Origin of the sequence: Treponema sp. OMZ 838, assembly GCF_000775995.1 — a bacterium.
Classification (GTDB): domain Bacteria; phylum Spirochaetota; class Spirochaetia; order Treponematales; family Treponemataceae; genus Treponema.
This window is the reverse complement of record NZ_CP009227.1, coordinates 1,950,602-1,968,248: the sequence shown is the minus strand read 5'-3', so window position 1 is coordinate 1,968,248 and position 17,647 is coordinate 1,950,602. Positions and strand designations below refer to the sequence as shown.

Annotated in this window: 23 protein-coding genes; 7 read left to right on the top strand and 16 right to left on the bottom strand. The window is 43.5% G+C overall.

Annotated features, from left to right (window positions below):
• Nucleotides 1–41: 41 nt before the first annotated feature.
• From fliN to QI63_RS08990, 9 genes are read right to left on the bottom strand one after another with little or no spacing between them, the layout of a single operon-like run.
• The gene (gene fliN, locus QI63_RS09030; RefSeq protein WP_044015707.1) at nucleotides 42–1,187 is read right to left on the bottom strand and encodes a flagellar motor switch protein FliN; all 1,146 of its coding nucleotides are present in this window, start codon (nucleotides 1,185–1,187) and stop codon (nucleotides 42–44) included.
• Complete coding sequence (gene fliM / locus QI63_RS09025) at nucleotides 1,180–2,214, bottom strand: flagellar motor switch protein FliM (RefSeq protein WP_044015705.1); 1,035 nt, start codon at nucleotides 2,212–2,214, stop codon at nucleotides 1,180–1,182. The genes fliN and fliM overlap by 8 nt, the downstream gene beginning before the upstream one ends.
• A 7-nt stretch (nucleotides 2,215–2,221) precedes the next feature.
• Nucleotides 2,222–2,773, bottom strand: a complete 552-nt coding sequence (locus QI63_RS09020; RefSeq protein ID WP_044015703.1) for a flagellar basal body-associated FliL family protein — start codon at nucleotides 2,771–2,773, stop codon at nucleotides 2,222–2,224.
• A gap of 42 nt (nucleotides 2,774–2,815) precedes the next feature.
• Nucleotides 2,816–3,532, bottom strand: a complete 717-nt coding sequence (motB, locus tag QI63_RS09015; RefSeq protein ID WP_044015701.1) for a flagellar motor protein MotB — start codon at nucleotides 3,530–3,532, stop codon at nucleotides 2,816–2,818.
• 3 nt (nucleotides 3,533–3,535) lie between these two features.
• Nucleotides 3,536–4,315: a motility protein A gene (locus QI63_RS09010; protein ID WP_044015699.1), complete on the bottom strand. Its 780-nt coding sequence runs from the start codon at nucleotides 4,313–4,315 to the stop codon at nucleotides 3,536–3,538.
• Between the two features lie 17 nt (nucleotides 4,316–4,332).
• Nucleotides 4,333–4,530 (bottom strand): flagellar FlbD family protein, encoded by a 198-nt coding sequence (locus QI63_RS09005; protein WP_044015697.1) that lies wholly within the window; start codon nucleotides 4,528–4,530, stop codon nucleotides 4,333–4,335.
• Nucleotides 4,531–4,553: 23 nt separating this feature from the next.
• Nucleotides 4,554–5,945, bottom strand: coding sequence for a flagellar hook protein FlgE (gene flgE, locus QI63_RS09000; RefSeq protein WP_044015695.1), 1,392 nt, complete (start codon nucleotides 5,943–5,945; stop codon nucleotides 4,554–4,556).
• A gap of 23 nt (nucleotides 5,946–5,968) precedes the next feature.
• Complete coding sequence (gene flgD / locus QI63_RS08995; protein ID WP_044015693.1) at nucleotides 5,969–6,448, bottom strand: flagellar hook assembly protein FlgD; 480 nt, start codon at nucleotides 6,446–6,448, stop codon at nucleotides 5,969–5,971.
• 18 nt (nucleotides 6,449–6,466) lie between these two features.
• Nucleotides 6,467–7,798, bottom strand: coding sequence for a flagellar hook-length control protein FliK (locus QI63_RS08990; protein WP_044015692.1), 1,332 nt, complete (start codon nucleotides 7,796–7,798; stop codon nucleotides 6,467–6,469).
• A 412-nt stretch (nucleotides 7,799–8,210) separates the two neighbouring features.
• On the opposite strand from QI63_RS08990, the gene QI63_RS08985 reads away from it, so the two are divergent.
• Together QI63_RS08985 and QI63_RS08980 are read left to right on the top strand one after the other, a co-directional pair.
• Nucleotides 8,211–8,873, top strand: coding sequence for a hypothetical protein (locus tag QI63_RS08985; protein ID WP_044015690.1), 663 nt, complete (start codon nucleotides 8,211–8,213; stop codon nucleotides 8,871–8,873).
• Complete coding sequence (locus QI63_RS08980) at nucleotides 8,870–9,493, top strand: hypothetical protein (RefSeq protein ID WP_044015688.1); 624 nt, start codon at nucleotides 8,870–8,872, stop codon at nucleotides 9,491–9,493. Before QI63_RS08985 ends, QI63_RS08980 begins: the two co-directional genes overlap by 4 nt.
• 99 nt (nucleotides 9,494–9,592) lie before the next feature.
• Here QI63_RS08980 and QI63_RS08975 read toward each other — a convergent pair whose 3' ends face one another.
• Entirely contained in the window at nucleotides 9,593–10,042 is a 450-nt protein-coding gene (locus tag QI63_RS08975) for a hypothetical protein (protein ID WP_044015685.1), read from the bottom strand.
• 10 nt (nucleotides 10,043–10,052) lie between these two features.
• Nucleotides 10,053–10,532, bottom strand: a complete 480-nt coding sequence (locus QI63_RS08970; RefSeq protein ID WP_044015683.1) for a hypothetical protein — start codon at nucleotides 10,530–10,532, stop codon at nucleotides 10,053–10,055.
• A 277-nt stretch (nucleotides 10,533–10,809) separates the two neighbouring features.
• Between QI63_RS08970 and QI63_RS12970 the strand changes: the two genes are divergently transcribed.
• From QI63_RS12970 to QI63_RS08960, 3 genes are all read left to right on the top strand, one after another.
• On the top strand, nucleotides 10,810–10,959 hold the full coding sequence (locus QI63_RS12970) for a hypothetical protein (protein WP_158506663.1): 150 nt from the start codon (nucleotides 10,810–10,812) through the stop codon (nucleotides 10,957–10,959).
• Nucleotides 10,960–11,023: 64 nt separating this feature from the next.
• Nucleotides 11,024–11,809 (top strand): protein-ADP-ribose hydrolase, encoded by a 786-nt coding sequence (locus QI63_RS08965; protein WP_044015681.1) that lies wholly within the window; start codon nucleotides 11,024–11,026, stop codon nucleotides 11,807–11,809.
• 133 nt (nucleotides 11,810–11,942) lie between these two features.
• Entirely contained in the window at nucleotides 11,943–12,884 is a 942-nt protein-coding gene (locus QI63_RS08960) for a type II CAAX endopeptidase family protein (protein WP_235619675.1), read from the top strand.
• Nucleotides 12,885–13,003: 119 nt separating this feature from the next.
• On the opposite strand, the gene QI63_RS08955 is transcribed toward QI63_RS08960, so the two are convergent.
• Nucleotides 13,004–13,693, bottom strand: a complete 690-nt coding sequence (locus QI63_RS08955; RefSeq protein ID WP_044015679.1) for a flavodoxin family protein — start codon at nucleotides 13,691–13,693, stop codon at nucleotides 13,004–13,006.
• 3 nt (nucleotides 13,694–13,696) lie between these two features.
• A complete protein-coding gene (locus QI63_RS08950; protein ID WP_044015677.1) occupies nucleotides 13,697–13,888 on the bottom strand; it encodes a hypothetical protein in 192 nt (63 codons plus the stop codon).
• 94 nt (nucleotides 13,889–13,982) lie between these two features.
• On the opposite strand from QI63_RS08950, the gene QI63_RS08945 reads away from it, so the two are divergent.
• The gene (locus QI63_RS08945; RefSeq protein ID WP_044015675.1) at nucleotides 13,983–14,588 is read left to right on the top strand and encodes an alpha/beta hydrolase; all 606 of its coding nucleotides are present in this window, start codon (nucleotides 13,983–13,985) and stop codon (nucleotides 14,586–14,588) included.
• Between the two features lie 70 nt (nucleotides 14,589–14,658).
• Here QI63_RS08945 and QI63_RS08940 read toward each other — a convergent pair whose 3' ends face one another.
• The 3 genes from QI63_RS08940 to QI63_RS08935 are packed head-to-tail and all read right to left on the bottom strand — an operon-like array spanning nucleotide 14,659 to nucleotide 15,782.
• Nucleotides 14,659–15,009, bottom strand: coding sequence for a hypothetical protein (locus tag QI63_RS08940; RefSeq protein WP_235619674.1), 351 nt, complete (start codon nucleotides 15,007–15,009; stop codon nucleotides 14,659–14,661).
• 19 nt (nucleotides 15,010–15,028) lie between these two features.
• Entirely contained in the window at nucleotides 15,029–15,373 is a 345-nt protein-coding gene (locus QI63_RS12695; RefSeq protein ID WP_230978144.1) for a TIGR02328 family protein, read from the bottom strand.
• Entirely contained in the window at nucleotides 15,366–15,782 is a 417-nt protein-coding gene (locus QI63_RS08935) for a YbgA family protein (RefSeq protein WP_044015673.1), read from the bottom strand. Before QI63_RS08935 ends, QI63_RS12695 begins: the two co-directional genes overlap by 8 nt.
• A gap of 243 nt (nucleotides 15,783–16,025) precedes the next feature.
• Here QI63_RS08935 and QI63_RS08930 point away from each other — a divergent pair, with 243 nt between their 5' ends.
• Nucleotides 16,026–17,522, top strand: coding sequence for a carboxylesterase family protein (locus tag QI63_RS08930; protein WP_044015672.1), 1,497 nt, complete (start codon nucleotides 16,026–16,028; stop codon nucleotides 17,520–17,522).
• Nucleotides 17,523–17,647 lie beyond the last annotated feature (125 nt).

The following is a 17,647-nucleotide window of genomic DNA, read 5'->3' as shown; positions in this document are numbered from 1 at the left end:
CTCTACGGCCGCAGTATGCAAAAGCCGTACTCACAGATCCGCTATGTATCGCTAATACGTTCAGCCGGCGACAAAATTTCGGTAACGCGGACACCAAAATTTTCATCGATAACGACGACTTCCCCTTTTGCAATCGGTTTATGATTAACTAATATATCAACCGGTTCACCGGCAAGCTTATCCAATTCGATAATATGCCCTTCACCCATGCTTAAAATTTCTTTAATCATCTTGCGGGTACGGCCGAGTTCAACGGTCATTTCCATGAACACGTCCATAATCAGCCCGATATTTCCCTGTTCCGATTCAGTTACTCCGTTTAACAGGGGAGAAAATTGCACGGATTGTACATTCGGGTTCATACCGGGCATCACCATTCCGCCCTGAGCCTGTACTCCGCCTTGCATTTGCATTCCCATGCCCATCGGTTGCTGACCCATTTGCGGCATTCCATTCATTCCGTTCATCGGCATATTCATTGCCCCCATTGCGCCTCCCTGATCAAGAACAGGCTGTGCGGGAATAGGCTGCACAGGTGTTACCGGCGAAGCGCTCTCCATATTGCTTAATTTATCGGCAAGTTGTTCCGCTGTTTTTTTGGAGATAATCTCCCATAAATTAAAAGTTGCATCATCAATTGTAACCGAATATGTTAAAAGTGCAAAGTCCTGAGAAAGCCGTACCATTGCCTTGGGCACATGATGAGCTTCGGCAGGCATATTGGTAACACCTTTAATATCTTGACCGTCAAACGCGCTGATTTCTTTTCCGACATACTGCGCAATGGTTTCACTGATAACCGAAAGCGCCATATCATCGATTGTAACGCTCTCCTCATTGTTTACAAGCCCTACCAGCTTTTCCGCAAATTCGGGAGCCAACACAAACAAGTGATCACCTGTCAGTGATCCGTCAAAATCAATGGTAACGGCAACCGCCATATCCGGCACTTTCTGCAAAAAGGCTTCACGGCCGCTCAGCTCGATCACAGGATTGGACACGGAGACGGTTTTACCCGTCATCGAATCCAGATTTGCAGAGAGTGCGGGAACATTCCCGTCAAAAAACTTCTGTAAGGCTTCTTGACGAGCCGGTGTAAGCGCTCCGTCCGTAGGCACACCGGCAGAACCGCCCATACCCGACAACAACGCATCTATTTCGTTCTGAGAAATGGACCCATCACTCATATAATTCCTCCTGATCAGCACTTAGCTCTTCAAATTCATCCTGATTGATATCCTCAATCTTTTCCAATATCTGTACGGCAACCTTATTTCCCACAACGCCGGGCTGACACCAGAACTTCTTTCTGCTGCCGACGCTGAGCGTAAACGGATGACCCACTCTCGTATCAGTCAGCCGTACTACATCCCCCGCACGGAGATTAAGCACATCCCGTACCGGCAGTTTTAACGAACCGACTTCGGCGACAACATCCATATCTACCGTAGAAAGTTTATCTTTCAAAACCCCCATATACTGAGTTGTCGAACTTCTGCGTACCGACGAGAACCAGAACTGACTGGACAGCTTTGAAATAATCGGCTCTATCGTGATATAGGGAATACAGAAGTTCATCATGCCTTCTTCTTCGCCGACCTTGGTTTCAAGCGTAACCAAAACAACCATTTCGGAAGGCGGTACGATCTGCGCGAACTGCGGATTGGTTTCAATCTGACCCAAGCGGGGGCGCAAGTCGATAACCTGCGTCCATGCTTCGCGCATATTCGCCAAGATACGAACGATAACTCCTTCCATAACAGAGGCTTCGATGTCGGTTAATTCCCGCTGTACCATTGTCCCCTGCCCCGTACCGCCGAAAAGACGGTCGATGATGGAGAAGGTAACGGAAGGGTCTATTTCTAAAACGGCATTACCCTTGAGCGGATCCATGTTAATTACAGCCAGCGTAGTCGGCGTAGGGATTGAACGGATAAACTCTTCGTATGTCAGCTGATCGACAGAGGCAACGTGTACGTGCGCCATACTCCGCAGCTGAGCAGAAAGAGCGGTGGTAGTCAAACGCGCAAAGGTTTCGTGCATAATTGAAACGGTACGCATCTGCTCCTTAGAGAATTTATCCGGCCGCTTAAAATCGTAAATTTTGATTTTACGCGTATCATTAACCGGTCTAAACTCTTCCGCTTCGGTATCCCCTGAGCTGATTGCAGTGAGAAGCTGGTCTATTTCGTCCTGCGATAATACTTCAGTCATACAATCCCTATTGTTCTATAATATCATATTGGGTAAAAGCAACCGCTTTTATCTTCGACTTCGATAGTATATTGTCATTGATTTGATTACGGATTTCGATTTTAATCTTCTCTTCCTGCTTCAGTTCCGCAATCGTTTTACTCTGGAAATAACCACGGAGAAAATCCTTCAACTCAACCAACCGCGCTGTCAGTTCCTGCGAAGTTGTCTTATCGTTTTGCGGATATCCCAGCTCGACGTTAACCACAACGGTACCCGGCACGACATCTTTGGTAAATGTCTTTACAGCACCGATTGCAGAATAATATTGCAGCATTTCGCGTGAGTCGCGGTATTCCTCAGCAATAGGATATTCGGACTGAGATTGCCCCCGCTTTGACATCAGATTAACCGTAATAACGACAACCGTCACAATAAAAATCAAAGCAGCGAGTGTGATGGCAATGTATTTCAGAAGCGTCGGAATAAGCCCCGCTTTTTTAGCCTTTACCGGATTATCGACACCGATGTTTTCATCCATTCCGTGTTCATCAGTCAAATTTGTATGCTCGTCAGCCATTGTGGTTACTCCTCTCTCTTCAAGTAAATCTTTAGGGAAGCACTAAAAATGTGCATCATCCAAAATGATAATATCAACCCGTCTATTATATGCACGTTCTTCTGCAGTCTCGTTGGAATAGACAGGACGAGTATCTGCATAGCCGGCAATGGAAAACTTATCTTCCTGCACACCAAAGTCAGTCAAATTGTGCAATACGCTGATTGCACGGGCAGCCGACAGTTCCCAGTTGCTTGTCCACTTTCCCGCAAGCGCATCGCTTGAATCGGTGTGTCCTTCAATACGGAAACGGCGAGCCGCTAATTCTTTATCGGATAAAAACTGCGCAATTTTCAATAATGTTTCGCGGCTTTCTTCGATATTTAGCTCTGCACTGTTCCGGGCAAAAAAAGACTCAGCTATAAGTGAAATCACAATACCGCGTTCATCGCTCGTAACAGCAATCTTAGTCGTCTTTATTTCGGGCGTAAAAATCGAAACAGCCTTTTTTAAGGCGGTTCCGAGCATCTTCCCTTTTTCCATAGACGGCATTGAACTGATGGTATTGCCGAGGTCGGCAAGTTTGCCCGCCGATAACGAGATGGAACCGCCGGTAGGGTCGCCGCTGATAGATGCCGATAACGCCTGTAACCGAGTGATATCTACTTCGCTCGGTTCATAGAGCATAACAAAGAAACAGAGCATCAGCGTAACCATATCACCGTACGTTGTGAGCCATCCGCTGCCGGGAGCGCTCGCGCCTTTCTTTTTCCGTGCCATGAACTAATCCCTTACAAGCTCGGATTCCAAAACCTTTCGGTCTTTAGGATCAAGATACGTCAGCAAACGCTGCGCAAGGATACGCGGGTGATCGCCCGATTGAATACCAAGGATACCCTCGATAATCATTTCCTTTGACCGTACCTCCAGATTATTCTGATAAGCAAGCTTTGACGCTATCGGAATAAGCATCCAGTTTGCCATCATAGAACCGTAGAACGTCGTAACCAATGCAACAGCCATGTTTGGACCTAATGAACTCTTATCTTCGATGTTCAGCAACATACCGATAAGACCGATAACCGTTCCCAACATTCCAAAGCCCGGTGCGAGGGTTGCCCATGCGTTTACCAACGAAATCCATTTGTTATGCCGCTCTTCCATCTGTGTTAATTCGTTTTCCATCGACACACGGATAGCAGCCCCGTCGATACCGTCGATAACATTGCGTAATCCGGTACGGAGAAAATCATCTTCAAAATCTTGAATTTCTTCTTCCAGAGCTAAAAGACCGGTACGGCGGCTTTTTTCTGACAAGGCGACCAATTTTTGCACCATTTCTTTTTCTTTATAATCGGCAACTTTGAACACCCTGCCCATAACCTTGAAAACACCGATAACATAAGAAAGCGGATAGGTTAAGAACAAACACATATACGAACCGCCGATCGTGATGAACATCGAAGGAACGTCGATAAGTCCGCCCAACGAGCTTCCCATGAAAGCTCCGAACAGAACGATAGCAATACCGCCGAATATACCTATAAATGATGCTATATCCATAACTTAAGACAGCTCCCTTACATTTCGTTTTTAAAGATACCGATACATTTGCGGTACGCGACAATAGCATCGATCAAGGCTTCGGGTGTTTCTTTTATCACAAAACTCTTGCCCGACAGCATATGCAACGTTACATCGGGGTTACAGTCTATCGTTTCAATCTGATGGGGATTTATCCAATACTGTGTACCGTTAAGCCGCGTAACCTTTACCATAATGTATCCTTTATATTACCTTATTACCGCTTCAAATTCAATACGGTTTCAAGCATTGTATCGGACGTTTGAATGGTTTTTGCCCCTGCTTGGAACCCGCGCTGTGTAATAATCATGTCGGTAAACTGATCGGTTAAATCGACATTACTCATTTCGAGGGTACCGGCAATCAGTTTACCCTTTCCCATAACACCCGATGTGGTGATATTCGCAATACCGGAGTTATTCGACTGAATATAGGTATTTTCACCTGCTTTTTCCAAGCCGCCCTGGTTTGCAAAGCCTGCCATCGCAAGCTGACCGATCTCGTTGCTTACGCCGTTGGAATACACACCGGTGATAATACCGCTCTGGTCAATCTTAAAGTTTTCAAGATAGCCCATTGCGTATCCGTCCTGTTCGTATGCTTTCGTTGTGCTGCGTTCCGCAAACTGTGTAATCGTATTGCGGGAAGTACCGATCTCACCTAAGTTAATATCAAAGGTGTGGCGGACAGGAGCACCGTCTTCACCGGCTGTTGCACCGGGAACATTATAGGAAACCTGCACAAGTACTTGTCCTGCTGCGGCGGAGGCATTTCCTGCCGTATCGGTAACCGAAGCAAGGTGTCCGTAGTTGTCGAAGGTAACGGTAAACGTGTTACCGGTGCCTTCGGTAGTACCGACGCCCGTGCGCGTTGCCGTTGCTTCTGCGTTTTCAGGGTCAACATTGACCGTCGCGAGCCACTGGTTCTGTGTGCCCGGGACGCGCGAAAAGCTTAAATTAAGTTCATGGGTTTCGCCGAAAGTATCGTATACTTTGAACTCGGTTGTCCATGTCGATTCCAGCACTTGCGCGCGGTTCGCATTTTCGGGAAGTTCCGGAAGCCGCTTGTCGAGGTTACAGGCATAGTTCACCGATGTGGTTGCACGGGCATCGATCTTCTGCCCAATCGGAATGATGAGATCTTCCGTCTGTGCGGAGGTGTTGATAAGGCGGGTACCGTCTACTTCCTGCGCCATCCAGCCCTGAACACGCATACCGTTTGCGGGGTTCACCATCGTGCCGTCTTTATCGACACCGAAGGCACCGGCGCGAGTATAAAAGCTCTTTTCACCCGACTTGAGTACGAAGAAACCGTTTCCCTGCACCGCGATATCGGTATTGATGCCGGTTGACTGCAAAGCGCCCTGCGTATGCACGGTGTCGATGCTGGCAACCATAACACCGAGGCCGACTTCTTTCGGGTTCACGCCGCCGACTTCTTCGTTCGGACGGGAAGCGCCGCTCAACTGCTGAGAAATCAAATCCTGAAAATTAACCCGTCCGCGCTTAAAGCCTGTGGTATTCACGTTTGCAATATTGTTACCGATAACATCCATTCTGGTTTGGTGATTCTGCATTCCGGAAACGCCGGAAAATAATGACCGCATCATATCTGTATCTCCTCTATTATATCTTAGTTATTTGCATAGACGGTTTGTACGTCCGACCATGCATACCATTTGCCGTTAACCTGTACCTGCGGGTTTTCTCCGCGGGTCGCAGCCGTAATGGTTCCCGAAACGGTACCGCTGCTCTGTTGGATATCAACCTGCTTACCGACCACATTAACCGCCGAAGAATCTCCGATCAGTCTGTTCAAGGTTCCGAAGCTCTGGTTCATATTCGTCAGCTGCTCAAGCGACGTAAACTGTGCCATCTGAGCGACAAACTGAGTATCTTCCATCGGGCTGGTAGGATCTTGATGAGTCAGCTGTGCTACGAGCAACTGGAGAAAATCGTCCTTTCCCAGCTCCTGCTTCGGCTTTCTCCCTTCCGGAAAATTCTGTTTATTGATTGTGTCTACTTCCATGTTGAGCCGGGCTTTTTCTTCCGGACTCATGTCAAAAGAAGGCATCGGAATTCCGTTTCCCTGCGCTACCATACCGATATTCATATCTCTTTATCCCCCATTTTACGCAAATACATTCACCGCTTGATCTTGCCCGAAGGCATAGACAGTTTCAGTATCGGCATAACGATTACCCTGCATTACCTCAAGCCGGTCATTTTGTGCAAATAATTCATTAAATTGACCGTTCTCACCATCAAATTGCCCGCCGCCTTCGCCCGACCAGCTGACATCAAATTGCGCACTTGCGAATCCGCCCTGTTCAAAGGCCTTGGCAAGCTGTTCGATGCTTTCTTTAAACGCTTCGTACGCTTCTTTTGATCCCGTGATAATCTTCCCGACGATTTTCTTCCCGCCGGCCAATTCCAAATTGATTCTGACATTGCCGAGATGCGCGGGCTGCATCTGCAAGCGGATGACGCCTGCGTTGTTATCCTGCAGCACAATCCGTCCTGCCTGCACAAAGTCGGGTGCCATATCCTGCACCTGCTGCGCCACCAACGACGCAAAACTCGGTGCGCCGCTCTCCTGTGTTGTCTGCGTACCGTTTGCAGCGGTGCCCAAACCTGCCGTCATACTGCGGAAGTCCGCCGCCATATCAACCGACGGCGCATTGGTAACCCGCACGGCGGCGCCCGCTTCGTGTACGGAACCGTCCGCAACAACCGGAGCGGCATTCACCGTGCGTTCATCTATAATGGTAAACACCGGCTTGTGCTGTTTTACCTGCTGCGCTTTTGTGCTTTTTTCGAGAGAACGATCCGCGGCGGGCTCATCGGCATTTTTCTTCAGCTTTCCGGGCAGCTCTGCCGTACCGGAAGCCGATATACCTACAGCCATGCCGGATTCCGCTTTGCCGTTTTTCTGCTTTTTTAACAGTTGAGCTTCTTCGGCAGACAGTAAAGCGGCTCCCTCAGGCACGGCATCCGTCTCCGCTTGAGCAAACATCGAAGTTTGAAGCTGCTTATCCGCGCCGTTTTCAAGCGCATTCTTTACATCGATCCCGTCTTCAAAGGCAAGCAAAACGTCCGCGTCTGCAAGCGCTTCGGCAGCTTCCCCTTCCCGTGCATCTGCTTCGGCAAGGTGTTGTGCGCGCATATCGCTGTGTTTCCCGGCTTTGTTCTTTAACCGGGATAATTCGGTTTGCGCCGCAGCATTTTTTTTACGCTCAGTCTGTTCCGACGCCTCTTGAGCCAATGCGGTGCTGCCGGATATTTTTTCTTCTCCCGCAGTACGGCTGTCGGTCTCCTCCGCCATCAGCTTTTTTATTATATCAATAAAGGATGAGCCCTTCACATCAGGTTCTTTTGCATTTTTTTTATCCTGATTACTTGACTGTACCGCATCCGTGTAATTGACCGGCTGCATATCGTTCTGGACATCAAGTGCTTGCATGTATTGAACCTCCAATTTGCCTCTATATAGATAAACTTTCCTTAAAATGCAACAGTTGAACAAAGTATCAACTTTGGAAACTGTTGCATTCGTGCGCGAAAAGCGCACATATAATCTACGACGTTTGCGAAAGCAAACTCGCAGTGTTTTTCAGCCGCGCTATTTCAACGGCTGAAAATAAACGTTCGTCTTTATGATTTTCGGCTTTTTTTCAGCCTTATTGAGAAAGAAAAGAGACAAAATGGGAAAGATTTTATAGAATAAGCAAAACATCTACTGGAATTTTTTGCGCTTTTACGCAAAAATATTCAGTAGATGTGGAAAATATCATTTTTAATGCACTGAAAATCCGCGGGCTCAATGTTGATGTCGGGGTTATTACACAATTGGAGTATTGAAAATAGGAGTAACTATGATTACCGTTTTTGAACAGGAACTTGAGAAGGGTACCGGTGTACCGTATCTTTTGCTGAAAAAAGGCTGTATTCAACCTTCGGAGCAAATTGAAGAAATCTTATATGCTAACATTATAGAAAACAAAGCCTACGATCCGCAATGTGAAGGCAGCCGCACCGAATATCTGTACGATCTCTTGGAATTATATCCGCACAGAGAAAAAATCGACGAGCGCGTTATCGCATATTTTAACACAATGGACGATAGAGATTGGGGCGAATTGCAGGTATTCGGATTTGTACGGAAGCTCGCCGAGTCGAGGCGGTTCGATAAGACCGAGCTGTACAAAAAATTCGAACAGTATGCCGAAGAAGATATGTATAATGGCATGATCGGCTTGAGCGATTTACTGCTACTCGATAAATATGAGGCGGTTGTATACCTCGCTCGTTATTTCGGTACCCATATTACAGAAGATAATAAAAAAGAGTTTATCGACTCTACTTTTTACGATATATATGCGGAAGATATCGGATACACTGAAGCGGAGCTGACAGAAAAGCTCCGCAACGAACATGATGCGGCAATCGACCGCTATCTCGCAATCGCGCACATAAAACGAAAGACACGAAGGAAAAACAAAAACAGTATACGGCGGATACAGCCATTGCACTGTTGAAAAGAAAACCCTCCCCAACCCGACTGGAACGTATCAGCCTTTGGAGATGGGTACGAAGACGTGCAAGCGAAGCCGATATCCAAAAACTTTCGAATGTATTTCTTGAAGCTGAACTGCCGTTGAAAAAAAGACTTATCCGATTATTCGAAGAACGGCAAATCAAAATTCCTGCACAGGTACTCTTCGATTCTTTTGAAGCAACTGAAAATAAGCCGTTTCGGCAAGATATTATCGAAGCGCTTGTTCCCTTCAATGATCCTGCCGTCTATGATTTTTTAAAAGACCGGTATGACGACAATACCAGAAATGCCTTTATAAAAGTCTGCTTGAAATATTACTCTGAAAACAAAAAGACTGAGCTTTTTAACTTGCTTGAGCTGTGCACTATCTTCGATATACATGAGATAAAACATACGGCTCTAGAGTCAAAGGCGTTAGCCGAAGATCCCGTGTTTAACGATATTCTCCGGATACTGTATCGTAACATGAAATGCCCCCTCTGCCGTAACACCATCGTTGAAAAGATGATTGAACGCCGCTGTATTGACGATAATCTCTATGAAGAAATACAATACGATGTAGATCCCGATACACGGGCATTGGCACGGAGGGAGCGATAGTAAGCAGTGGTAAAAGAGAAACCTCTAAAAACTTCTGTTTTTAGAGGTTTCCCATATCATTTTCATAGGCTTGATCCGAACCGAATTACAAATCGATACCTATAATACCTCGTTTATTTGTTCAAAATGGTAGGATTCTTCACCTTTATCAAAGGTGTAGTTATACGATTTTGCAGACTCTACGCTGATTTCCTGCTTGCTCGGTCCGTAGGATGTTGTAACGGTACGGTAAAAAAATCCGGGACGTGTTTTTGAAAAAGAAGATTCAACAACATGTGTTCCGGCAGCAACATAGAAACCTACCGAAAGTTTTTCTCTAAAAAAGAGCGGGCGCTGTCCGTCTACACTAATAACGTTCAGATGATTCCATGCTTTGGACAGGAAGCCGAGTAATGAAGTGGGCTTGGCGATATATACTTTTGCCGCATTCGGATTTTCATTCAGCCAGCCGGCAATGTGCGCTTTATCGGTTTTCACTTTAAAAAACATATACGCCAGATAGATAGCCACCGCTATTGGAATAATAATAAAATAATAAACTCGTGCCATTTGAATTCTCCTAGTTATTGTCTTTAGTGTGTACCGGTTCTTCGAGCTTAGTTACGGTATCTCCCGTAATCCCCAAATTCCCCAACAACTCGTTAAACTGGGAAACACCGATAAGTTCACAATCAACGGATACTTCCTGTTCACCCTGCCTCGTCAAATACAGTGTGCAGGATGTATCGCTGCCAGCTCGAGATCGGCCGTATGTTGTGGTAACGAGTTCTGCTCTGACGGCCGTTGTTGCAAGATCATACACATCCGTTTTTTTGCCTTTTTTTACAGTCAGCGTTTTTTCATCGACTTCTATAGTAATCAGATTACCAATAATAACAAGCCAAACATATCCCGCCAGAACAGCAATAAAAATAAGGGCTCTTATTATATTGCTCGATATAAAAAAACCTGCAACCACACTTATAACTGCAGCAACTGCCAATCCCATAGCGATATTTACAAGAATCCTGTAAATCCGCGCCTTGTAGGTGTGTATCATTATAAACTCCTAAAATAAAAATGTGTTAGAATCAAGCATTAGAGATGCATTGGAATAGGTCTCGAACAAAACATACCTTTACCAATGCCAATAATCGAATCCAACGAATCACCGCTCTTTAGATTAAGAAGTGAAAACCTCGTTTTGTAAAATCGGATTTACAAAACAAGGTTTTATTAGCGTGATTATAATTATTTGCCGTTCTTTGTCAATCGAAGATTCAGGGGTGATCAGTGATGGTAAGCTCAAAAGCCGCCAATAACACGAAATCCTTTGTATGTTGAATTCCTTTTTCAAATATTCCCTCTGCCGCAACACCATCATTGAAAAGATGATTGAACGCCGCTGTATTGACGATAATCTCTATGAAGAAATACAATACGATGTAGATCCCGATACACGGGCATTGGCACGGCTGGGGCGATAGTAAGCAGCGGTAGAATGAGAGTCGTATATTTCCAAAATATTGATGCATTTTATGGAAGGGAAAGATGACACAAAAGGAACGGCGTATTTTTTTAATCGAATATCTTTTAAGGGAAAATCCCAACTATCGCGATGTGCAGATGCCGAATGATGAGGATGAACAGAAGAACCTGCTCCGTTCTCTGATGAACGTTCGTCCGCCGCAGCATACAAGCGAAGAATTCTTGCGCATACAGGACAGCTATTTGCAGGAAGCGATCCGGCAGCGCGGCATTACCGACCTTGCCAATTTAAAACCGGCTACCGGACGGGGTAACGGGGATTGGTATGTGTGGCGGGGTGACATTACAACGCTTAAGGTCGATGCGATTGTGAACGCGGCGAACAGCGGTATGACCGGATGCTGGCAACCCTGCCATGCATGTATCGACAACTGCATCCACACCTTCGCAGGTATTCAGCTGCGCGCCGTGTGTGCCGACATTATGCAAAAACAAGGACACAAAGAGCCGATCGGAACAGCAAAGATTACGCCTGCGTTTAACCTGCCATGTAAGTATGTGCTGCATACCGTAGGGCCGATTATCAGCGGTCAACTTACCGACCGCGACTGCACGCTGCTTGCAAACTGCTACACGTCCTGTCTGAACCTCGCAGCGGAAAACGGCGTAGGATCTGTTGCCTTTTGCTGTATTTCCACCGGTGTGTTCCGGTTCCCTGCTCAAAAAGCTGCGGAGATTGCCGTCTCAACGGTTGAAGACTGGAAAGCAAAAAACAACAGCACAATGAAAATCGTGTTTAATGTATTCAGCAAACAGGATGAAGCCATTTATAACAAATTGATGTCTTGAGACATCCCCTGCTACTATAAGTAGCGAAAATTTCTCGGATTGTAATGTATCATTTCTTTCATAATTGCAGCTGCAAGGTTATTATCCGTCTAACATTACGGATGCCGAAGAACATCCGTGAAGGAGATGGATTATGAACTTTTCGAAAAAATCAGAAACCTTGCGACAGCAAAAGAATCTTGTGCAGGAAGAACTTACAGAAAAATGCAGTCAAAATCGTCAGGCAATAACCATATCGGTAGATTGCATAAACAAACCCTATATATACAGACCCGTAAGGTTTTATGTTACGACCATTCTAGCAACATGGGGCTTTTGGTTTTGCGCGCTTATTTTTAAAGAAGGTTTTATTTGTACACTCACAATGCTGCTCGGACTCCTTTCACCGGCAATAATTGCACTCATCACCGTGTTTGGTTCAAAAAGTAAAGAACTAAAAGCGGACTTTAAACGCAAGATCTTCAGGTTTTATAAATTAAGACTGAAATACATTTTTGCTGCCGTAATTGTTTTTGCACTGATAGTCAGCTGCTCAATTTTACTTTCAACGTTGTGGGGGCAGTCTTTAAATCAGTTTTCCGTCACGGAGGGTTTTTCTTTTACCGGAGCAGGAGTCACTTCCGCATTTTTAACGATTTTGCTTGCTTCGGTTTTGGAAGAAGTAGGTTGGCGCGGTTACGGTGAAGACTCAATCGCTCAATATTGCAGTTGGTTCACAGAATCGATTATATTCGGCTTTGTATGGGCATTATGGCACCTACCGCTGTTTTTCATCCCAGGCACCTACCATTTTGGAATACGTGAAATAAATGTTTTGTATATGTTCAACTTTTTTATTTCCGTTATTCCGTTCGGTTTTATAACAACATGGGTTTACGTGAAAAATAACCGAAGCATGCTTGCAAGTATTATTTTTCACCTTTTTGTAAACTTCATGCAGGAAAAGATTGCGATGACCCAAACGACAAAATGCGTCGAAACAATCTGTGTTACAGTTGCCGCTGTAATTATCGTTTTTACAAACAAAGATATGTTCTTTGAAAAACGCCATATAGGGAGAATATTGGAAAGCTGAGTTCAGGAAAAGGGTGGATGGTTGAATTTATCAACTAAACTTTCAAGTTACTATGCGGCATCTCTAAAAACCCGGTTGGTTTTCAAAGGTGCCCTATAGAATATTTCCAAAGTTTATCATTATTTCCACGGACGGTTTTTATCCCGCCATCCCTTTTCCTGCCAATAATCCGTATCTGCCCGATTCCGGATTTTATTTTGTAAGAGGCGTATGATATTGAACATCAGTTTTGTTTTTATTCCGGGCTTCGCTTTACCGTACTTATCGGTAATTTTTTTTGCAAGAGAGCTTAATGCTTTATCTATGGATTTTTTATCTTTTTCACTTACATCTTGCCATTTTACAGCCTGAACAGCTTTGCCGTATGTGTAAATTTCAGCAACTCCCCAAAAAAACAAACTGTCTGCCATATCTTTATTTGCAGATTTCATACCCCCACCCGCGGCAGTGGAAATACACACACCCTGCTTCGAAAACATTGTTTCCTCCGGCCGGTGTACCATCCAACGATATCCGTAATGATCTAAAAATGCTTTCATAGAACCCGTTGGGTGCATTACATATACGGGACTTGCAAGAATAATCAAATCGGCTTTGTCTATCGTCTCGGTAATAGGGTTAAGTCTGTCGAAATGCGGACATTGTTTTTCCGATTCTAAAAAACACTTTGTACAACCGGTACAAAACTCACCGAAATCTTTCGGCAAAAAAAACTCTTTTATGTTTCCCCCGACTTTCAATGCCAGATTGTTCGCAATATGATATGTTGATCCCTTATGATTTTGTCCGTGTATAATCACTGTTTCCATCGTCTAAAAATCATCTCCTCGGATTTCGATTTTACCGTTTATTTCATTGACGATGATATGATGATTCTCATCTTCAATAATTGTGTTCCATGTATTTTCCAGACGACTTGAATTTTCCGGAATATCTTTTTCGTGTAAAAACAGATATAGATTCAATAATTCAGACAAATCTTCTTTAACCGCTTCTCTTACCATAATCATAACTCCCCGGCCGATCTTTAGCTGCCCGCATTATATCACAAGTATTGAGCACTATCCATATTTCGTTTAGAATGCGGTGGAGTTTTGTATGAAAAATGCGGTTGTATATATACACGGAAAAGGCGGTTCTGCCGATGAAGCGCTTTACTATAAAAAGTTTTTTAATGATGATTATGAGCTTTTAGGTTTTAATTATGAATCGGAATTACCTTGGCAGGCCAATGAAGAATTTCAAAACTATTTTGATTCCATTATTCCGAATTATAATGAAATCCTATTAATTGCAAACAGTATAGGGGCATATTTTTCTATGTTGTCCTTATCGGAAAAACCGATCAAAAAAGCACTGTTTGTTTCCCCCATTGTCGATATGGAAAATATCATTTTACACATGATGAAACGGGCAAAGATATCTGAAGAAAAACTTAGACTGAAAAAAATCATCAACATTCCGTTCGGCGAACCTTTATCGTGGGAATATCTTTCTTTTGTTAGAAAAAATCCTATAGCATGGAACATTCCTACCGGCATTCTTTACGGTAAAAAAGACGATATGACTTCTTTAGAGACAATGACGAATTTTGCGAATAAAATACATGCGGACCTAACGGTTTTTGATAATGGAGAACATTGGTTTCATACTGAAGAACAAATGAATTTTTTGGATACTTGGTTTAGAAGATTCATTCAATAGATTTTTGTTCGAAGAGCTTTGTTGCTGTAAGAGATGAGCAAAAAAAGATATTAAAAGGGTTAGCGATGGGTTATCCTACGGCAGTCATCACCTTACCGATAAAGTAAATTCCCCAGATTACTCCGCCTATAATCAACAGCCTTACCAGAGACAGAAAAGCGATGGACCATGACTTTCTTTTTATATTTGTATCTCTTTGAAAACTCAAAGCAATAACAGCAAACTTCAATAAAATGCTGATGATGGCTATGGTTAGTCCGTACCGGAAAACAAGACCTACCATAAAAAAGCCGATCTCCACACTTCCAAGTCCCAGTGAAAAACCGATAACAAAGCATACACAAAGAGTGATGTCTAGGGCTATGGAGTCCCCCAGTATATATTTAATGAGCTTTTCGCTTTTATCCATACAAAGTTCCATACATTTGATGTTACCCTACTTAATCCAAATGAATTCCCTTGGTTTCCAAATTCTTGAGACACTCACGATAATAGCAATCATCATGTTCAGTATATATGGGGTTGAGTACTTCGATGACCGCTAAATTGTTATATGACGGACATCTCCTGCCGCGATAGTCTTTGTCCAACCACTCCGGACTGACCCTGTAGCCTCGCCGATTCATCTCTGCCATAATGAGTCGGTGATAACAATAAAGCAGATAGGGTGAATAACGAAAAACATAATTGACAGTTGCATGCTGCCTGCCCCAGCCGTTTCCGCGCAAGGCACAACACTCCCTATGTTGTCCCAACAGCTGTTGACGCGGGAGTTTGCTAATCATATCTTGATGCCACAGTCTCATCTTGTTCTCCGAATAATAGATGCGATTGCTGCAAATACTTGTTAGGGTAGACTGCAAGGAGCTTGCGCACAGCGCCCAACAAAATTTCCTGTTCCGCCTGACCGCTGCGATATTGCTCCAAACAATACATAAACTCCGCCTTTTCATCCTGAGTAGCCTGCTTCTTAAAATATCCCCAGATATGCTGAAACGCGTTGCAGACTTGTCCTCGATCCTCCGGTAAAGTGCACGCCTGATCAATGAGAGTCAACACATGCTGCACTTGTGCATTCTCCCGCTTTAAATACTCGCGAATCTCGTTATAAATAGAGCCGGACTTGCTGAGAACGAGATACTTATGTACTGCCCAAAGTTTCTGACATTCTTTTAATTGATTCGATTCTCTCATATCGTTTCTTTAAGTCTCGAACAAATTCGCTCAAGGTCAGGTTTTCGAGATGCCCTATCACTTATTCGGAATCCCCTGAAAAAATCGCTTTTAATTGACACTATGCGATTATACAAAAAAATATAAGTATTGAGAATATAGGCAATCCGACGTTGATCTGCCGACTGATAGAAAATGTATCTTAAAAACGATATACTATTTATAAATAAGAAGAGATAAAAATTGGCATAACGGAGATATAAAATGAAAACAGTACAGACAGAAATCGGCAGAGTATATGCGGATATAGTCGGAAAAACGGAAGAAGGCAGAACAGTGTATTCTATATTGAGCGTCCCCTATGCACAAGGAAAAAGATTTGAATATGCAAAAATTCTTAATAAAAAAGACTATACACCGGAAACAGTAATTAACCGAACGGAGACAGTATGCTTTCCGCAGAGAAAATATCCGCTGTTTTTAAATATTTTAATGAAACATCATATGCTGCGTCCGGAATTTCAACCGTTAAAAGATACCCAAACGGAAAATGCATTTGTAGTAAACATATGGGCACCTGACAATTTTACGAAAAAGAAACCGGTGCTTGTATTTTTACACGGCGGAGGAGAAGGATCGGGAACGGTTCCGATATACACAATGGCGCATATTGCCGAACAAGGTATTGTAGCGGTTACAATTACTTATCGAATAGGAAACTTCGGCTATATGCCTGTTTTTGAAAAAGGAGAAGTAAGAGGGTCGCTTTCCTACCTTGATCAGCAAGCAGCTTTAACTTGGATTCATAATAATATCAACTCATTCGGCGGAGATAATACAAACATTACACTTATGGGGCATTGCGGAGGCGCAGTCGCAGCCCTGTATCATTATTTAAATCCGCTGAGTAATAATCTGTTTCATAAACTCATGCTTTGTGCGGGAAATGTCCCGATACTGTCTGAATATGATTTCGCAAAAAATGAATATGAAAAAATGCTGTCAAAAAATCATTTAAACGGACTTGAAGACCTGAAAAAATTGTCGGCTAAAAAATTGATGAAACTAAAAGGAGGTCAAAATGATATCATTGACGGCAAGTTTTTTACAGAGCACCCGATGAATCTGTTGGAACGAGGATCATTCCCTTGTATGCCGGTACTGATAGGGTCAAATAAAGATGAATTTTCCATGATTGAATTACCGATGTACTACAAAGCCCTTGGAATTACAAAGAACAAAGAACATTTAAAAGAATTTCTGTTGAAAAAATACGGAGAATTTGCAGATTCTCTTGAATCCGAACTAAAACCGGAAGCGAACGGAATCGTAGACTTACAAATTCAAATCATGGAGTTGCTTGTATTTCACTCAAGTGCACTGTTCCTCATGGAAAAAATCGGAGAAAAATCTCCCGTATACGGATATAGAATGAATTATATTCCTAATCTATATAATGGACTTCGCGGCTCATATCATGGGGCGGAACTTGCATTTTTCTTCGGCACCATAGATAACATGAATATACACATTACCGATGAAAATAAGGCTGCCGTTATTGCAATTCAAAAGGACTGGATACAGTTTATTAAGTTCGGCAAAATAGAAGGGCGTCCGCTTTTTAATGAAACCGGAAAAATTACAGAATATGATAAAGATATCAAAACCATACCGTTTCCGCATGCAAATCTTATTCACCATATTCAAAAGAGCGGTATTGCCGATAAGCTCAGAAAAGAATATATACAGAACCGTAGATAAGTTTCCGTAAAAACAACAGAAAGGCATTGTGAAAAAATTATACAGCTCATAAAGAACTGAGCGAAGGGGAATATAAAAGAGGTTGTATGGAAAAAGATTTATGCTTTAAAGCACTGTTAAAGTTT

Coding starts and splice junctions, on each gene's coding strand:
- fliN (WP_044015707.1), bottom strand. CDS start 1,187: ATGAGTGATGGGTCCATTTCTCAGAACGAAATAGATGCGTTGTTGTCG.
- QI63_RS12970 (WP_158506663.1), top strand. CDS start 10,810: ATGTTGAATTCCTTTTTCAAATATTCCCTCTGCCGCAACACCATCATT.
- QI63_RS08930 (WP_044015672.1), top strand. CDS start 16,026: ATGAAAACAGTACAGACAGAAATCGGCAGAGTATATGCGGATATAGTC.
- QI63_RS08970 (WP_044015683.1), bottom strand. CDS start 10,532: ATGATACACACCTACAAGGCGCGGATTTACAGGATTCTTGTAAATATC.
- motB (WP_044015701.1), bottom strand. CDS start 3,532: ATGGCACGGAAAAAGAAAGGCGCGAGCGCTCCCGGCAGCGGATGGCTC.
- QI63_RS08985 (WP_044015690.1), top strand. CDS start 8,211: ATGATTACCGTTTTTGAACAGGAACTTGAGAAGGGTACCGGTGTACCG.
- QI63_RS08960 (WP_235619675.1), top strand. CDS start 11,943: ATGAACTTTTCGAAAAAATCAGAAACCTTGCGACAGCAAAAGAATCTT.
- flgD (WP_044015693.1), bottom strand. CDS start 6,448: ATGAATATCGGTATGGTAGCGCAGGGAAACGGAATTCCGATGCCTTCT.
- flgE (WP_044015695.1), bottom strand. CDS start 5,945: ATGATGCGGTCATTATTTTCCGGCGTTTCCGGAATGCAGAATCACCAA.
- QI63_RS08990 (WP_044015692.1), bottom strand. CDS start 7,798: ATGCAAGCACTTGATGTCCAGAACGATATGCAGCCGGTCAATTACACG.
- QI63_RS08945 (WP_044015675.1), top strand. CDS start 13,983: ATGAAAAATGCGGTTGTATATATACACGGAAAAGGCGGTTCTGCCGAT.
- QI63_RS09010 (WP_044015699.1), bottom strand. CDS start 4,315: ATGGATATAGCATCATTTATAGGTATATTCGGCGGTATTGCTATCGTT.
- QI63_RS08955 (WP_044015679.1), bottom strand. CDS start 13,693: ATGGAAACAGTGATTATACACGGACAAAATCATAAGGGATCAACATAT.
- QI63_RS12695 (WP_230978144.1), bottom strand. CDS start 15,373: ATGATTAGCAAACTCCCGCGTCAACAGCTGTTGGGACAACATAGGGAG.
- QI63_RS08940 (WP_235619674.1), bottom strand. CDS start 15,009: ATGGAACTTTGTATGGATAAAAGCGAAAAGCTCATTAAATATATACTG.
- QI63_RS09020 (WP_044015703.1), bottom strand. CDS start 2,773: ATGGCTGACGAGCATACAAATTTGACTGATGAACACGGAATGGATGAA.
- QI63_RS08935 (WP_044015673.1), bottom strand. CDS start 15,782: ATGAGAGAATCGAATCAATTAAAAGAATGTCAGAAACTTTGGGCAGTA.
- QI63_RS09005 (WP_044015697.1), bottom strand. CDS start 4,530: ATGGTAAAGGTTACGCGGCTTAACGGTACACAGTATTGGATAAATCCC.
- QI63_RS08950 (WP_044015677.1), bottom strand. CDS start 13,888: ATGGTAAGAGAAGCGGTTAAAGAAGATTTGTCTGAATTATTGAATCTA.
- QI63_RS08975 (WP_044015685.1), bottom strand. CDS start 10,042: ATGGCACGAGTTTATTATTTTATTATTATTCCAATAGCGGTGGCTATC.
- QI63_RS08965 (WP_044015681.1), top strand. CDS start 11,024: ATGACACAAAAGGAACGGCGTATTTTTTTAATCGAATATCTTTTAAGG.
- fliM (WP_044015705.1), bottom strand. CDS start 2,214: ATGACTGAAGTATTATCGCAGGACGAAATAGACCAGCTTCTCACTGCA.